Source organism: Mesorhizobium sp. M7A.F.Ca.US.005.03.1.1, from assembly GCF_003997975.1.
GTDB classification, from domain to species: domain Bacteria; phylum Pseudomonadota; class Alphaproteobacteria; order Rhizobiales; family Rhizobiaceae; genus Mesorhizobium; species Mesorhizobium ciceri.
Genome location: NZ_RZRO01000027.1, coordinates 1 through 13778, shown reverse-complemented (window position 1 = coordinate 13778; position 13778 = coordinate 1). Strand labels below are relative to the sequence as shown.

Below are 13778 nucleotides of genomic sequence, written 5' to 3'. Positions count from 1 at the left end.
GTGGGAGAAGGTGTCGCCGAAGGCGACGGATGAGGGGTGCTCCAGGGAACACCAGCGTCTCACTCCGCTGGAACACCCCTCAACCGTCTCGGCGCTGCGCGCCGATCCACCTTCTCCCACAAGGGGAGAAGGGAAAGCAAACGAGGACTAACGCATGGACATGCTGGATGAAGCGGCTGGGAAGCCGAAGGACGATGCCGACGTTCGCGTCGGCCGGCGCGTGCGGGCGCTGCGGCTGGAGCGCAATTTGTCGCTGGCCGATCTTGCGGCAAAGGCCGGCGTGTCGATCGGTGCATTGAGCCAGATCGAGCGCGGCATGTCCTCGCTGCGCGTCAAGGTGATCTGGCCGCTCGCCGCCGCCCTCGACATCGAGCCGTCGGCGCTGATCGCCGACGGCAACGATGCGGCCAACGATCTCTATTGCGTGCGTGCCGACAAGCGGCGGCAAATCCCGGTGAAATCGGAAGGCATTGCCAAGGCGCTGCTGTCACCGCCGGGCGCGACGCTGACCGGCATGCTGGTGACGGTGGAAGCTGGCGGCGGCACGGCCGAGGCCTATGCGCATGCCGGCCATGAATTCGGCTTCGTGCTGGCCGGTGAGGTCGAACTGGTGGTGGATTCGACGAAATACGGGTTGAAGGCGGGCGACAGCTTTGCCTTCAAGAGCACGCTTTTGCATGCCTTCCGCAATCCGGGCGCCGAGCGGTGCCAGATTCTCTGGGTCAACACCACGAAGCCGTCCGAGGTTCGCGATGGCGCCTGATCCACTCGTCCGGCTGCAGGCGGTCTCGAAGATTTTTCCCGGCGGCATCGTTGGGCTCGACGCTGTCGATCTCGACATTATCAGCGGCGAGTTCATCACGCTGCTCGGGCCGTCGGGCTGCGGCAAGACCACCAGCCTGCGCGTCATCGCCGGTTTCGAAAGCCCGTCGAGCGGCAAGGTGTTGCTCGATGGTCGCGATATCACGGCCCTTCGACCGTTCGACCGGCCGGTCAACACCGTGTTCCAGGACTACGCGCTGTTCCCGCACATGAATGTTGCAGAAAATGTCGGCTTCGGTCTGTCGCTGCGCAAACTGTCTGGAGCCGAACAGGCTAAGCGCACCGGCGAAGCGCTCGACATGGTCGGTCTCGCCGACAAGCTTGGCGCCCGCGTCTCCGAACTGTCGGGCGGCCAGCGCCAACGCGTCGCGCTCGCGCGTGCCATCGTCTGCGAGCCGCGCGTGCTGCTGCTCGACGAGCCGTTGTCGGCGCTCGATGCGCATCTGCGCGAACAGATGCAGGTTGAGCTGAAGCGGCTGCAGTCGCGGCTTGGCACCACCTTCGTCATGGTCACCCACGACCAGACCGAAGCGCTGTCGATTTCCGACCGCATCGTCGTCATGAACAAGGGCCGCATCGAGCAGATCGCACCGCCGGCCACACTTTATGACCGGCCTGCCACGAAGTTTGTGGCGAGCTTCATCGGCACCATGAATCTCCTGCAATCACGGTTTGTCGGCCGCGATGGCGATCGCTTGCGTTTCACCGCCGGCACCCTGCCGCTGGAGGCTATTTCTGAAACCGGCGAGGCACCTGCCGAGGGCGCTACCCGCACCATCGGCGTGCGCCCGGAGGATTTGCTGGCGATGACCGAGGCCGCGCCCGGCACCGCACCGGCGCGCGTCAACAGCGTCGTCTTTCACGGCCGCACGCTGCGCCTGCATGCCGAACTCGGGCAGGGCGCGCCTGTCGTCATCGACGCGCCGCGCCAGGCCGAGGGTTTTCGCTTCCAGGTCGGCGACGTGGCGCATATCAGCCTGCGCCGTGGCGCCAACTGCCCAGTGCTGCCAAGTTAGTCTTAGCGACGTTAAAAACGAAGCAAAACGTTTGCGTCGATCGGTGGCCACAAGCGCTACCGATTGGGCGATCAACCGCGAGGTTAAGGGCATCATCCGCTATGGGGGATGTCGGCGGGATGGTCTGCCTATGTGGACTGCCAGCCGGCTGTGAACAAAAAGACCGTGGACGAAGTAGGAATTGACTCGGGAGGGAATATATTCCTAATTTGGCCGATGCCGGAACTGAGCAGCCGACCGCGCCGAAATGTGCAGACCCTGTGCCTCGCGCACGAAGTCGGGCAACTCATTCGTGTACGATGCCCGCACTGCAACATCACTAGGCACTATCTGCCCGGCGATCTCGCAAAGCTTGTAGGGGATATTCCCTTTTGGGACGTCGAGCGGCATATGAGGTGCGAGCGCTGCAAGCTTCGCGAGCTTGACGCCAGTATTATTTTGCCGAGCGCTGCTGAACGCTTGAAAATTCGGGTCAGGCGACTTGTCGAAATCCGCATGGTTCGCCGGGTGATCTGGCGAGACGACGATTAAGAAAGCGGCTGGTTAGTCGATCCTGCGGCCTAGAACAGAGACCCTTGAGTTGGCACCTGCCGCGGAAACTTGATCTGCGTGGCGGGCTTCTCAACAATCACCAATGCATCGTCCGGCGCTGTCTGCTGCAAATGTCTCGCTTCTGCCCACGACGCTGTAAGCCAGGCCTGGGCCTCTTCCGGCGTGGTCAGGATCACCGGCATAGCCTTCTCATGGATCGGTGCGATGACGGCGTTAGGCTTGGTTGTCATGAAGGCAAATAGCTCGAAGTCGCCAGGACCATCCTTGACCTTTCTCACGCCTTGCCAACGGGTCCAGAAACCAGCGAAGAAGAACAGCGGCCGGCTCTCGTCACGCGCAAACCAATAATTGCGCTGGATGCCTGTGTCCGGGTCTTTGTCGTTCGGAGTAGGGCTGGGTTCGGCAAAGCTGGTCACCGGCACGACGCATCTGTGCTCGACGCCGACAAAGTGTTGCCAGTGCGAATATTGTGGGTTGCGCACGTTAGTGGTGCCGTAGTCCGCCTTGCCTTTCATGCGTTCAGGCGGCGTGGGCAAACCCCAAAGCAGTTTCGCCAATTCACGCTCTCCGTCCGCCGTGTTGCGAACGACTGGGGCGGGCTGATTGGGATAGACGTCAAGCGAAGGCTCAAGGTTGCCGCTGATATCGCGCATTGTGCGTGTCCATTGGCGGACCGCCTCTTGCGTCGTGGTAATATTGTAGAGGTTGCACATTCACCTAGAATTGCGGAATTGGCTTGTGTCCGCAACCGGATGGAGCGCGGTCCGCGCGATATCATCATCCTGACATGGCTTGTCAGCTACGGCGCGGTCCGACGATGGCAGGCCAGCAGGCTGTTCCCTACCTAAATGCGTCTGAACAGGAGGAACACAAATGACCATCGCGGAAATTGCCAAGGATTTTACCGAGCTGCTCAAGCAGGGCGACAACGAAGCTGCCGCCGAGAAGTACAATTCCGACGATATCGTGAGCTACGAAGCCATGGAGGGGCCGATGGCCATCTCCCGTGGCAAGGAGGCTCTCAGGCAGAAGGGCCAGTGGTGGCAGGAGAACAATGAAGTCCATGGCGGCTCTGTCGAAGGCCCCTATGTCAATGGCGACCAGTTCGCGGTGCGCTTCAAGTTCGACATAACGCCCAAGGCTACCGGCGAGCGTGTCACCATGGATGAAGTCGGCCTCTACACGGTCAAAAACGGCAAGATCACCGAAGAGCGCTTCTATTACTAGGGCCGGCCCCGGGTTCCGCCTCACGTCGCTGCAGGACCAGGAAATTAGACGGCCGGGACATTGTCCTGGCCGTCATGTGGAACGGAGATATGGCAACGGCTCTGGCAAAGCGGAAAGGGTGGTTTAGTCTGTGGAACGGATTCGACAGTCAGCCAAGGAAGCACGCTTTTGACGATCACCATGTACGGCATCACCACTTGCGACACGGTCAGGAAGGCGCGCGTCTGGCTGGAAGGCCATGACGTAGCCTACCGGTTTCACGATTTCAGGGCCGAGGGACTGGACGCGAAGCGGCTGGATGGTTGGGCGGGCAAGGTCGGCTGGGAAAAGCTGCTCAACAAGGCGAGCACGACGTTCCGCGAGCTGCCGGACAAGGAAAAGCAGGGTCTCGACGAGAAGAGCGCCAAGGCGCTGATGCTGGCCAAGCCGACCATGATCAAGCGGCCGGTGCTGGAGGTAGGCGACCGGGTTATGGTCGGGTTCAAGGCTGATGTCTATGAGGCGGCGGTGGGGAAGTAGAGCTGCCTCTCGTTCCACGGTGTTCCGTGGCGCCCCCCTCTGTCCTGCCGGACATCTCCCCCTCAAGTGGGGAGATTGGCAGCTTCGCCGCTCCGCCATTCCTGTCACGTTCGGGATTTGCGAAGAAGATGATGACAGCGGATCTCCCCACCTGAGGGGGAGATGGCCGGCAGGCCAGAGGGGGGGCGCTGTCCCGCCGACCGCCATAAAATCTCAGCGTCCGCGCAAATACCCCGCCAGCGCCACCGCATTGTTGTGCGCCTCGTCATGCGCGCCGTAGAGCAGCGTCACCTTGCCGTTACCCAGCAGGCCTCGCAACTGCGTCACCGCCGCGCCATTCCCATCCAGCTCAGCGCGATACCGCTCCTGAAATTCCGCCCAGCGCGCCGCCTCGTGTCCGAACCACTTTCGCAGCTCGTCGCTCGGCGCGATGTCCTTCAACCACAGCGTCAGCGCGGCGTCTTGCTTGCTGACGCCGCGCGGCCAGATGCGGTCGACCAGAACCCGCTGCCCGTCATCGGCAGCGGGCGGCTCGTAGATACGCTTGACCGCGATGTTGAAGGCCATCACACCTCTCGGCTGCAACCCTCAGGCCCACTCGCCCTTGCGCATGACAGGCACGCGGGCGCCGTCCTTGTGGACGCCATCGATGTCGATCTTGTCCGAGCCGATCATCCAGTCGATGTGGATGAAGCTCTTGTTGCCGCCGCGCGCCGCGATCTCGTCCTGGCTGAGCGAGGCGCCGTCGACGAAGCACTTCGAATAGCATTGGCCGAGCGCGATGTGGCAGGCGGCGTTCTCGTCGAACAGCGTGTTGAAGAACAACAGGCCGCTGGCCGAGATCGGCGAGGAATGCGGCACCAGCGCCACTTCGCCGAGGCGGCGCGCGCCCTCATCTGTATCGAGCACCTTTTTCAGCACATCCTCGCCCTTCGAAGCCTTGGCCTCGACGATCCTGCCTTCTTCGAAACGCACCGAAATGTCGTCGATCAGCGTGCCTTGGTAGGACAGCGGCTTGGTCGAGGAGACATGGCCTTCGACCCGCCTCGCATGCGGCGTGGTGAAGACCTCCTCGGTCGGGATGTTGGGGTTGCAGGTGATGCCGTTCTTGGCGGTCGAGGCGCCGCCCATCCATTCATGGCCGTCCGCAAGCCCAACCGTCAGGTCGGTGCCCGGTCCGGTGAAGTGCAGCGCATGGAAATTATGGCCGTTGAGCCATTCGGTGCGGCTGCGCAGCGCCGCGTTGTGCGCCCTCCAGTTGCCGATCGGATCCTCCACATCGACCCGCGACGCGGCGAAGATGGCATCGGCGAGTTTCACGACCGCAACATCGTCGGCATCGCCGGGGAAGACCTGTTTGGCCCAGGCGAGGTCCGGATAGGCGACGATGTTCCAGTTGATGTCGAAGCCGGTGATCTTTTCCAGCGCCGGCTGATAAGCCATCGAATTGGCCTTGTTGGCGCGCGCCACTTTCGCCGGATCCTGTGCGGAGAGCAGCGACGGATCCTCGCCGCGCACCGCAAGCCTGGCCGCATTGTTGGAGAAGGCCTTCGCCATGCCTTCATAGAGCCAGCCGGCGGCGCGGTCGAAACCGGCATCGGCGCCGAAGCGGTAGCGCGCCAGCGTCATCTCGTCATCGTTGAAGATCGGCGTCACCAGGCCGGCGCCGGCCTTGTAGGCATGCTCGACGATCCGCCTGGTTAGCGGCAGTGCCGCGATCGATGACGTTAGCACCAGATCCTGGCCTGGCTGCAATTGCAGCCCGACCTTGATGGCGACTTCCGCCAGCCTGTCGAGCTTCACCGGGTCGATCGATGCGGAAACGCCGCGCGAATGTGTGGTCATGATCCTGCCTGTCGTAGTTTGATGTCCGGCCTACCATAGAGCGGCGGCGCGGCGCTTTCCACCGCGATCGCGCCGGCGGGTTTTGGGTTTGCGGACCCGAACCGCGCCATGGTTGCTTCGATCTCTTCCCTGATCCAGACCTTGAAATCCCGGACCTTGCGGCTTTCCGCCTTGACGGACGAGGTCACCAGCCAATAGCCGAGCCCGCTCTGGGCGCGGATACCGAAAGGCGCCACCAGCCGCCCGTCGGCCAGCGCATCCGCGGCGAGCAATTGCCAGCCCAGCATCACGCCATGGCCGGCAATCGCCGATTCCAGGCACAGCATCGGGTCGGTGAAACGCGCACCCTTGAGGAAGCTGACAGGTGGGACACCGGCCGTCTCGAACCAGCTTTCCCAGTTGATCATTGCTCGCTCGTCGGTGATCGCGCAGGTCTGGGCAAGGTCCTCGACCGACTTCAGTTTTTGGGCAATCGCCGGCGCGCAGACCGGGAAGACTTCCTGCGCCAAGAGCAGTTCCGTGCGCCCGCCCGGCCATTTGCCGTCGCCAAGCCGGATGGCGATGTCGATGTCTGAGTGATCGAGATTGGCCAGCCGCACCGAAGCGTCGATGCGCAGCAGCACGTTGGGATGTCGGTCGAAGTGGCGAGATAGTCTGGGCAACAGCCACTTCGAGGCAAAGGCCGGCGCCACCGAAACCACCAATGTGCATTGCGTAGCCTCGTCGGCCAGCGCCACGGCCTGGGAAAGCTCACGAAATCCAGCACCAAGGCGGGCCGCGAAGACGGCGCCGAATTCGGTCAGCACCAGACCGCTCGCCGTTCGCTCGAACAGCGCCTGGCCGAGCTGTTTTTCGGTACGGCTTATCTGCTGGCTGACGGCGCTGACGGAAACGTTGAGCTCACCGGCGGCCGCCGCCAGCGATCCGAGACGGGCAACGGTTTCGACGGCGCGCAGGCCGTTGAGGTGGACGCGGTTGAGCATGGCCATTGAGTTTTTCTAAACTGATCCGGCTGAAATCTCAATTGAAAGGCATGTCGAAACGGCGGATTTTATCGGAAGAGACAGACCTGTGGAGCCGGAAATGCTGAGGATCTTGTCGTCGTCGCTGAAGGTCTTTTTCGCTGCGAGTACGCCGTATGAGCCGCACCCGGACGGCGAAACGCAGAGATGGCTGACCGATCCGCTTTCGCATCCGGTGCTGAACACCATGTCGGAACGCGAACTGGGCGATGTGCCGTTCAGGCTGACGGCACGGCGGACAGTGCACGAGACGGCCCCATTGCACGCCGGCGGCCGCTGCTGAGCAGGCGCCAAGCCTTCCGGCTTGAGGAAAGTCGAGGCGAGCACCACGTCCCGCGCACGCACTGGCCCAACAGATGGCGATTGTTTCAGCGACCCCTGCACTTATTGTGCAGTGCAATGACATCAGCCACCTCGACAGCGCTGCGTTTCGCCTTCGCCGGCATGATTGCCATGGCGGTTGCCATGGGCATCGGCCGTTTCGTCTACACGCCGATCCTGCCCGGCATGATGCAGGAATTGCATCTGTCGCCTGCCGATGCCGGTTGGATCGCGTCGGCCAATTATCTCGGCTACCTCGTCGGCGCGTTGGCAGCGGCGGGCGGCTGGGCGCATGGGCGCGAGCGCCTGCTGATGCTGGCGGGGCTTGGCGCCAGTACGGTCCTTGCCGCGCTGATGGGGCTGACCGATGCGATGGCCGGCTTTCTCGTCATCCGCTTTCTGGCCGGTCTGGCCAGCGCCTTCGTCATGGTGTTCATGGCCAGGATCGGTTTCAGCCACATAAACGCTGCCGGGCGCAGCGACCTGCAGGCCTGGCATTTCGGTGGCGTTGGCCTGGGCATCGCTGTGTCGGCGGCGATGATGGCGGTGCTGGTCGCCGAGCATTCGGGCTGGGCTGCAGGCTGGCTGTGGTCGGCGGCGATTTCGGCCTGTGGTTTCGTCCTCGTTGCGCTGTTGGCCAATGAGGGTCCGCTCGGCAACGGCGAAGTCACCCGCGAGCCGGCACTGCGGATGGACCGGTCGTTGGTCAAGGTCATCGTCGCCTACGGCCTGTTCGGCTTTGGCTATGTGGTGACGGCGACATTCCTGGTCGCCATCGTCCGGCAAGGCGGCGGCAGCCGCGTCTTCGAGGCCATGGTGTGGATGGTCGCCGGTCTTGCGGGCTTTCCCTCAGTCTGGCTCTGGCAGAAGATCGCGGCCCGCACCGGCCTCTATGCCGCCTATGCGCTGGCGTGCTTCATCGAAGTTGCCGGCGTCACCGCCAGCGTCGCCATCGGCGGCGCCACCGGGCCGCTGCTTTCCGGCGTGCTGCTCGGTGGCACCTTCATTGCCATCACCGCATTTGGCCTGCAGGCCGCCCGGCAGCAGGCGCCAAGCGCGCCGCGGATTCGCCCTGATGACGGCTGCGTTCGGCCTTGGCCAGATCATCGGGCCGGTCGCCGCCGGGTTTCTGGCGCAGATGTCCGGCGATTTCTTCCTCGCCTCGATCACAGCCGCGATCGTGCTGGTCGTCTCCGGCGCCATCACATGGTCGGCTGCGCCAAAATCGCCATGATTGTGGGCTTGCTGTGCCGGGCATCGGGCACGGGCATTTTCTTTCCCACTAATGTGTGACTTTATGCCCGCTGTCGTCAGCTGATTTGCGCCTAGATCGAGGAATTCGCCACAGTGTTCGTATCCTTTTTCCCGCAGCCGAAGCTGTTCTTCACTTCGGCCGCCGTCTGGAGCCTTGCGGCGATCCTGTTCTGGTTCTTCGGTGGTGAACAATTAGGTACGGTTTTCGGATTGCCGCCCGCCGCGGCCGGCGCGCCGCCCATCATCGGCATCGCCATCCTCGTATCGAAGCCGTTCCTCTGGTTCTATCTCTATTTCGCGTTCTGCGTGCTCGTCTTCTACGCATTCTGGAGCTGGTATTCGCCGCATCCATGGCAACGCTGGTCGATCCTGATGACCGCGGTCATCCTGTTCTTCATCTATTTCAATGTGCAGGTCAGCGTCGCCGTCAACGCCTGGTATGGGCCTTTCTTCGACTATGTGCAGGGGCTGATGTCGGGGACTGGAAAGTCGACCAACAGCGAATTTTATATCGGATTGGCTGATTTTTCGTGGCTCGCCCTGGTCGGCATGAATGTGCAGGTGGTCAACGCCTTCATCGTCAGTCACTGGATCTTCCGTTGGCGCACGGCGATGAACAACTACTTCGTCGAGAATTGGGGCAGGCTACGCCATATCGAGGGTGCCTCGCAGCGCATCCAGGAAGACACGATGCGGTTCTCGCAGATCATGGAAGATCTCGGCTCCAGCTTCGTCCAGTCGATTATGACGTTGATCGCATTCCTGCCGGTCATGATCCAGTTGCAGGCCCATATCACCGAGTTGCCGATTATCGGCGCGATTCCACAGCCATTGGTTGTCGCAGCCCTTGCCTGGTGTCTGTTCGGGACGATCTCGGTCATGGTTGCAGGTCTGAAACTTCCAGGGCTGCAGTTCCGCAACCAGCGCGTTGAGGCAGCCTACCGCAAGGAACTCGTCTACGGCGAGGATCACGCGGACCGGGCCCAGCCGGCCACCACGGCCGAGCTGTTCGAGAATGTTCGCCACAATTATTTCAGGCTCTATTTCCACTACATCTATTTCAACGTCGTCCGTTACACCTACCTGCAGGCCGACAACATTTTCTCGCTGCTGATCCTCGGTCCCTCGCTGGTGGCGCACAAGATCACGTTCGGCGCGCTGAACCAGATTTCGAACGCATTCGGCAAGGTGACCGGTTCACTGCAGTTTCTGCTCACCTCCTGGTCGACCATCGTCGAGCTGCAATCGGTCCACAAGCGCCTGCGCGCCTTCGAGGCGACGCTGCAAGGCGAGCCGCTGCCCGATATCGACCAGCGCTATCTGGCAAGGCAGGGCGCTGAGGATCCGGCCTAAAGATCGAGGTTGGAAACGAACCGGGTTGGCGGCTCAGCCGCCGACCGAGACCTGCCTCTGGCCGGCATCCTGGCGCGAAACATAATCGCGAAAACTGATGCATTCGACATCGGCCTTGACACAGACATCGCCGGCAAAACGCTCCAGCGCGTTCCAGTAGGCGCCGTCATTCATCAGCGCGAAGTGGAAGCCGAGCTCCAGCGGAATGCGCTTGCCGGCATACTGCTTGTCGAAGGCGGCGCGGAAGGCATCATAGGTCCGGTTGGCGAACTCGCCCGCTTGGCTTGGCCGTTCGAAGCCGCCGGAATGCCTGACATAGAGATTGTAGTCCATGGCGATCACCGGCCGTGACTTCGGTCCTTCTGGAATCTGCGGCAGCGAAAAGTGCATGACGCCGTTGCTGGCCGTCGGTCGGGCGGGGCCCTGCGAGACGCCGCTGGCGTCGAATTGATAGCCGGCGGCCGGCAGCGCTTCATAGAGCGCCTTGCCCGTCGACAGATACGGCGCGCGAAAACCGACAACCGCATGCCGTGCGAAATCGCGCCAGCCCTCAGGCTCGGGCGCAATGCCGTTGATGGCATAGGCGTTCTCGAGAATGTGCTCGAACGAACCGAACTCTTTCAGCCAGTCGGCCTTGCTCCAGTCCTTGCCGTCGAAATGGCCGCAGCCATGGCTGGCGATGTCGTGGCCCTCATGCGCGGCAAGCCCGATCTGCTCGAGCCGGTCGGTGACTTCCTGTTTCGAGGCGGCAAAGCCGATATTGGATTTCCCGGCGCTTCTGCCGGGTGCGGTGTATTCCTTGCGTGTTTCCGTCGACAGCAGGAAGACGCAGGACAGAAAATAGGTGAAATGTGCCCCGGTGCGCTCAGCCAGTGCTCGACTGCGCTTCCACTGCGAAATGTCGCGGGCGCTGTCGAACGAGATGATGACGACCTGCTTGGGCTTTGCCGGCACCGGTGGCGCGGGCGGGTCGGCCAGAGCCACGCCGGCAGTGACGAGCGCGGCAAGTGAAAACGCAACAACGCGGAACGGACGAAGCATAGGAAATCTGATCTTAACTCGGGGAACGTCTGCAAGCCGGCTATCGCCTAAATGTGGCGCGGGTGCGATGGGCCTCTTCGGCTGCTCGTCCGGGGCAAACATCCGTTTGCCCCGGACAATAGCGATTTTCCGGTTGAACCCCTTCCATGCCGGCAAAATTTCGCTAAAACGCGGGCTGACAAAGGCCCGACCGGGCAGGAATGGTTTGATTTGATGTCCGACGACAGTTTTATCCGTGAAGTCAACGACGAGATCCGTCGCGAACAGGCGCAGGCGCTGTGGGACCGTTTTGGCCCAGCCCTGATTGTCGTTGCGATCCTCGTGGTGCTCGGCACCGCAGCCTTCGTCGGCTATCGCTATTGGGACGAGACGCGCGCCAACCGCTCGGGCGATGCGTTCTCGCAGGCGCTGAAGCTTGCCAATGACGGCAAGAACGATGAGGCGCTGACCGCGCTCGATCAGTTGGAGAAGGATGGCTACGGCGCCTATCCGCTGCTCGCACGCATGCGCGGCGCGACCGTCAAGGCGAACAAGGGCGACGTTCCCGCCGCCGTCAAGGATTTCGACGAAGTCGCCGCCGACACGGCCATTCCCCAGAGCATTCGCGACATGGCGCGGCTGCGGGCAGCGCTGCTGCTCGTCGACCATGGCTCGTTCGCCGACGTGTCCAGCCGTGTCGAAGCGCTGACATCCGACACCAACACGCTGCGCCACACGGCGCGCGAGGCGCTCGGCCTTTCCGCCTGGAAGGAAGGCAAGACGCAGGATGCGCTGAAACTGTTCGACCAGATCGCCGCCGATGACGGCGCCCCGCGCAACACCCGCGAGCGCGCAACATTGATGTCCGAGCTGATCCGCGGGTCGGGCAGTGCGTCGTGACCTTCAAAGTCGCCATCATCGGCAGACCTAACGTCGGCAAATCGACTCTCTTCAATCGGCTGGTGGGAAGAAAGCTGGCGCTTGTCGACGACACGCCGGGCGTCACCCGCGATCGTCGCGTCCACGCCGCCAAGCTCTACGACCTGCATTTCGATGTCATCGACACCGCCGGCTTCGAGAACGCTGGTGCCTCGACCTTGCCCGGCCGCATGCGTGCGCAGACCGAGATCGCTATCCGCGAGGCCGACCTGATCTTCTTCACCATCGACGCCAAGTCCGGCCTTTTGCCTGACGACAGGACCTTCGCCGAGATCGTGCGCAAGTCCGGCAAGCCGGTCGTGCTGGTCGCCAACAAGGCCGAGGCGAAGGGCGCCCAGGGCGGTATGCTGGAAGCCTGGGAGCTCGGCCTTGGCGAGCCGATCCCGGTTTCGGCCGAGCATGGCCAGGGCATGCCCGATTTGCGCGACGCCGTGATCGGCGCGCTCGGCGAAGCGCGCGCCTTCGGCGAAGACGAAGATGGCGAAGACGAAGAGATCGCTGCCGGCGAGGTGCTGATCGGCGAGGATATCGCCGATCCGGATGCCGAGCACACCTATGACGACACCAAGCCGATGCGCATCGCCGTCGTCGGCCGTCCCAATGCCGGCAAGTCGACGCTGATCAACGCGCTGATCGGCGAAGAACGGCTGCTCACCGGACCGGAAGCCGGCATCACCCGTGATTCGATCTCGGTCGATTGGGATTGGCATGGCCGCCGCCTGAAGCTGTTCGATACGGCCGGCATGCGCCGCAAGGCCAGGATTCACGAAAAGCTCGAAGTGATGTCGGTGCAGGACGGCCTGCGCGCCATCCGCTTCGCCGAGATCGTCATCATCGTGCTCGACGCCACCATTCCCTTCGAGAAGCAGGATCTGCAGATCGCCGACCTGATCATCAGGGAAGGGCGGGCGCCGGTGATCGCCTTCAACAAATGGGACCTGATCGACCATCCCCAGGAGCTTCTGGCCGAACTGCGCGAGAAGACGGAACGGCTTCTTCCCCAGGCGCGCGGCCTGCAGGCCGTACCTGTCTCCGGCGAGACCGGGCGCGGCCTCGACAAGCTGATGGATGCCGTCATCAGGACCCACAAGGTATGGAACAGCCGCGTCTCGACCGGCAAGCTCAACCGCTGGCTGGAAGGCATCCTGGCACACCATCCGCCGCCTGCCGTGGCAGGGCGCCGGCTGAAGGTCAAATACGTCACCCAGGCCAAGACCCGGCCGCCGGGTTTCGTTGTCCAGTGCTCGCGGCCCGATGCGATGCCGCAATCCTATGTCCGCTATCTCTCCAACAGCCTGCGCGAAGCCTTCGATATGCCCGGCGTGCCGATCCGCATCGCGCTGCGCACGTCGGACAATCCGTTCGCCGGCAGGTCGAACAAGCGTAAATAAGCGGTCGGGCGCTGGATACCTGTTCCGGCTGTCTAAGCGACCTCCTTCAACCGCTCGTCCCGTGGCAGCGCCTGCAACGCCGCCTGCAGTAATATGTCGGCCAGCCGCGCTGCCACCGGATCCAGTTCAGCATCCTTCTGGTGCAGCACCAACGCCATTTTGGGCAATGCCGGCAGCCCGGCGATCTCCGGCGTCATCGCGCTGACGCTGGCCGGCAGGCCGATGTCGGTGCGGATTGTCAGCCCCAGCCCCGCCGCCACGGCTGCCCAGATGCCGCCAAGGCTCGGGCTGGAAAAGGCCATCCGCCACGACAGGCCGGCGCGGTCGAGCGTTTCGGTTGCCACCGTGCGCAGAAGGCATGGCGCTTCGAGCGCCACCAGCGGCAGCGGCTCACTGTTGCGCAGGCTGGTCTCGATACGCTTTGCCGACCCGATCCAGCGCATCGGCACATCGGCGACATGCTGGCTGTAGGGCAGCGTTTCGCCGCAGTGCCAGGC

At 62.9% G+C, this 13778-nt stretch carries 14 protein-coding genes and 1 pseudogene; 9 read left to right on the top strand and 6 right to left on the bottom strand.

Going from position 1 to position 13778, the window contains the following annotated elements; genetic code table 11:
- The first annotated feature begins 154 nt into the window (after positions 1-154).
- Positions 155-763, top strand: a complete 609-nt coding sequence (locus tag EN990_RS13965; RefSeq protein WP_024502622.1) for a cupin domain-containing protein — start codon at positions 155-157, stop codon at positions 761-763.
- A complete protein-coding gene (locus EN990_RS13960) occupies positions 753-1838 on the top strand; it encodes an ABC transporter ATP-binding protein (RefSeq protein ID WP_127385298.1) in 1086 nt (361 codons plus the stop codon). The genes EN990_RS13965 and EN990_RS13960 overlap by 11 nt, the downstream gene beginning before the upstream one ends.
- A gap of 560 nt (positions 1839-2398) precedes the next feature.
- Here the strand turns inward: EN990_RS13960 and EN990_RS13950 are convergent.
- The gene (locus EN990_RS13950; protein ID WP_127370059.1) at positions 2399-3103 is read right to left on the bottom strand and encodes an SOS response-associated peptidase; all 705 of its coding nucleotides are present in this window, start codon (positions 3101-3103) and stop codon (positions 2399-2401) included.
- A gap of 160 nt (positions 3104-3263) precedes the next feature.
- On the opposite strand from EN990_RS13950, the gene EN990_RS13945 reads away from it, so the two are divergent.
- Both EN990_RS13945 and EN990_RS13940 read left to right on the top strand, forming a co-directional pair.
- Complete coding sequence (locus EN990_RS13945; protein ID WP_127370058.1) at positions 3264-3617, top strand: nuclear transport factor 2 family protein; 354 nt, start codon at positions 3264-3266, stop codon at positions 3615-3617.
- Positions 3618-3785: 168 nt separating this feature from the next.
- On the top strand, positions 3786-4136 hold the full coding sequence (locus tag EN990_RS13940; protein ID WP_013532857.1) for an ArsC family reductase: 351 nt from the start codon (positions 3786-3788) through the stop codon (positions 4134-4136).
- A gap of 213 nt (positions 4137-4349) precedes the next feature.
- Here the strand turns inward: EN990_RS13940 and EN990_RS13930 are convergent, their stop codons facing one another.
- The 3 genes from EN990_RS13930 to EN990_RS13920 are packed head-to-tail and all read right to left on the bottom strand — an operon-like array spanning position 4350 to position 6970.
- Positions 4350-4703 (bottom strand): DUF488 domain-containing protein, encoded by a 354-nt coding sequence (locus tag EN990_RS13930; protein WP_127385297.1) that lies wholly within the window; start codon positions 4701-4703, stop codon positions 4350-4352.
- A gap of 21 nt (positions 4704-4724) precedes the next feature.
- Positions 4725-5981 (bottom strand): aminopeptidase, encoded by a 1257-nt coding sequence (locus tag EN990_RS13925; protein ID WP_127369392.1) that lies wholly within the window; start codon positions 5979-5981, stop codon positions 4725-4727.
- Positions 5978-6970, bottom strand: coding sequence for a LysR substrate-binding domain-containing protein (locus EN990_RS13920; RefSeq protein WP_127369391.1), 993 nt, complete (start codon positions 6968-6970; stop codon positions 5978-5980). The genes EN990_RS13925 and EN990_RS13920 overlap by 4 nt, the downstream gene beginning before the upstream one ends.
- 94 nt (positions 6971-7064) lie before the next feature.
- Between EN990_RS13920 and EN990_RS13915 the strand changes: the two genes are divergently transcribed.
- From EN990_RS13915 to sbmA, 3 genes and pseudogenes are all read left to right on the top strand, one after another.
- Complete coding sequence (locus EN990_RS13915) at positions 7065-7286, top strand: hypothetical protein (RefSeq protein WP_024502627.1); 222 nt, start codon at positions 7065-7067, stop codon at positions 7284-7286.
- Positions 7287-7402: 116 nt separating this feature from the next.
- A pseudogene (locus EN990_RS13910) lies at positions 7403-8558 on the top strand (YbfB/YjiJ family MFS transporter).
- 113 nt (positions 8559-8671) lie between these two features.
- Positions 8672-9931, top strand: coding sequence for a peptide antibiotic transporter SbmA (gene sbmA, locus EN990_RS13905; protein WP_013532851.1), 1260 nt, complete (start codon positions 8672-8674; stop codon positions 9929-9931).
- A 33-nt stretch (positions 9932-9964) separates the two neighbouring features.
- Here the strand turns inward: sbmA and EN990_RS13900 are convergent, their stop codons facing one another.
- Entirely contained in the window at positions 9965-10972 is a 1008-nt protein-coding gene (locus tag EN990_RS13900; protein WP_084652795.1) for a polysaccharide deacetylase, read from the bottom strand.
- A 213-nt stretch (positions 10973-11185) separates the two neighbouring features.
- Between EN990_RS13900 and EN990_RS13895 the strand changes: the two genes are divergently transcribed.
- Entirely contained in the window at positions 11186-11851 is a 666-nt protein-coding gene (locus tag EN990_RS13895; RefSeq protein ID WP_013532849.1) for a tetratricopeptide repeat protein, read from the top strand.
- A complete protein-coding gene (der, locus tag EN990_RS13890; protein WP_064995110.1) occupies positions 11848-13281 on the top strand; it encodes a ribosome biogenesis GTPase Der in 1434 nt (477 codons plus the stop codon). The genes EN990_RS13895 and der overlap by 4 nt, the downstream gene beginning before the upstream one ends.
- Before the next feature lie 32 nt (positions 13282-13313).
- On the opposite strand, the gene EN990_RS13885 is transcribed toward der, so the two are convergent.
- Positions 13314-13778, bottom strand: a 465-nt coding sequence (locus tag EN990_RS13885) for a LysR substrate-binding domain-containing protein (RefSeq protein ID WP_245469183.1), incomplete at its 5' end; no start/stop codon positions are given.

What these genes read in the sequence shown, in the direction of transcription:
- EN990_RS13965 (WP_024502622.1), top strand. Translation starts at nt 155, where the DNA reads ATGGACATGCTGGATGAAGCGGCTGGGAAGCCGAAGGACGATGCCGAC.
- EN990_RS13960 (WP_127385298.1), top strand. Translation starts at nt 753, where the DNA reads ATGGCGCCTGATCCACTCGTCCGGCTGCAGGCGGTCTCGAAGATTTTT.
- EN990_RS13950 (WP_127370059.1), bottom strand. Translation starts at nt 3,103, where the DNA reads ATGTGCAACCTCTACAATATTACCACGACGCAAGAGGCGGTCCGCCAA.
- EN990_RS13945 (WP_127370058.1), top strand. Translation starts at nt 3,264, where the DNA reads ATGACCATCGCGGAAATTGCCAAGGATTTTACCGAGCTGCTCAAGCAG.
- EN990_RS13930 (WP_127385297.1), bottom strand. Translation starts at nt 4,703, where the DNA reads ATGGCCTTCAACATCGCGGTCAAGCGTATCTACGAGCCGCCCGCTGCC.
- EN990_RS13925 (WP_127369392.1), bottom strand. Translation starts at nt 5,981, where the DNA reads ATGACCACACATTCGCGCGGCGTTTCCGCATCGATCGACCCGGTGAAG.
- EN990_RS13920 (WP_127369391.1), bottom strand. Translation starts at nt 6,970, where the DNA reads ATGGCCATGCTCAACCGCGTCCACCTCAACGGCCTGCGCGCCGTCGAA.
- EN990_RS13915 (WP_024502627.1), top strand. Translation starts at nt 7,065, where the DNA reads ATGCTGAGGATCTTGTCGTCGTCGCTGAAGGTCTTTTTCGCTGCGAGT.
- EN990_RS13900 (WP_084652795.1), bottom strand. Translation starts at nt 10,972, where the DNA reads ATGCTTCGTCCGTTCCGCGTTGTTGCGTTTTCACTTGCCGCGCTCGTC.
- EN990_RS13895 (WP_013532849.1), top strand. Translation starts at nt 11,186, where the DNA reads ATGTCCGACGACAGTTTTATCCGTGAAGTCAACGACGAGATCCGTCGC.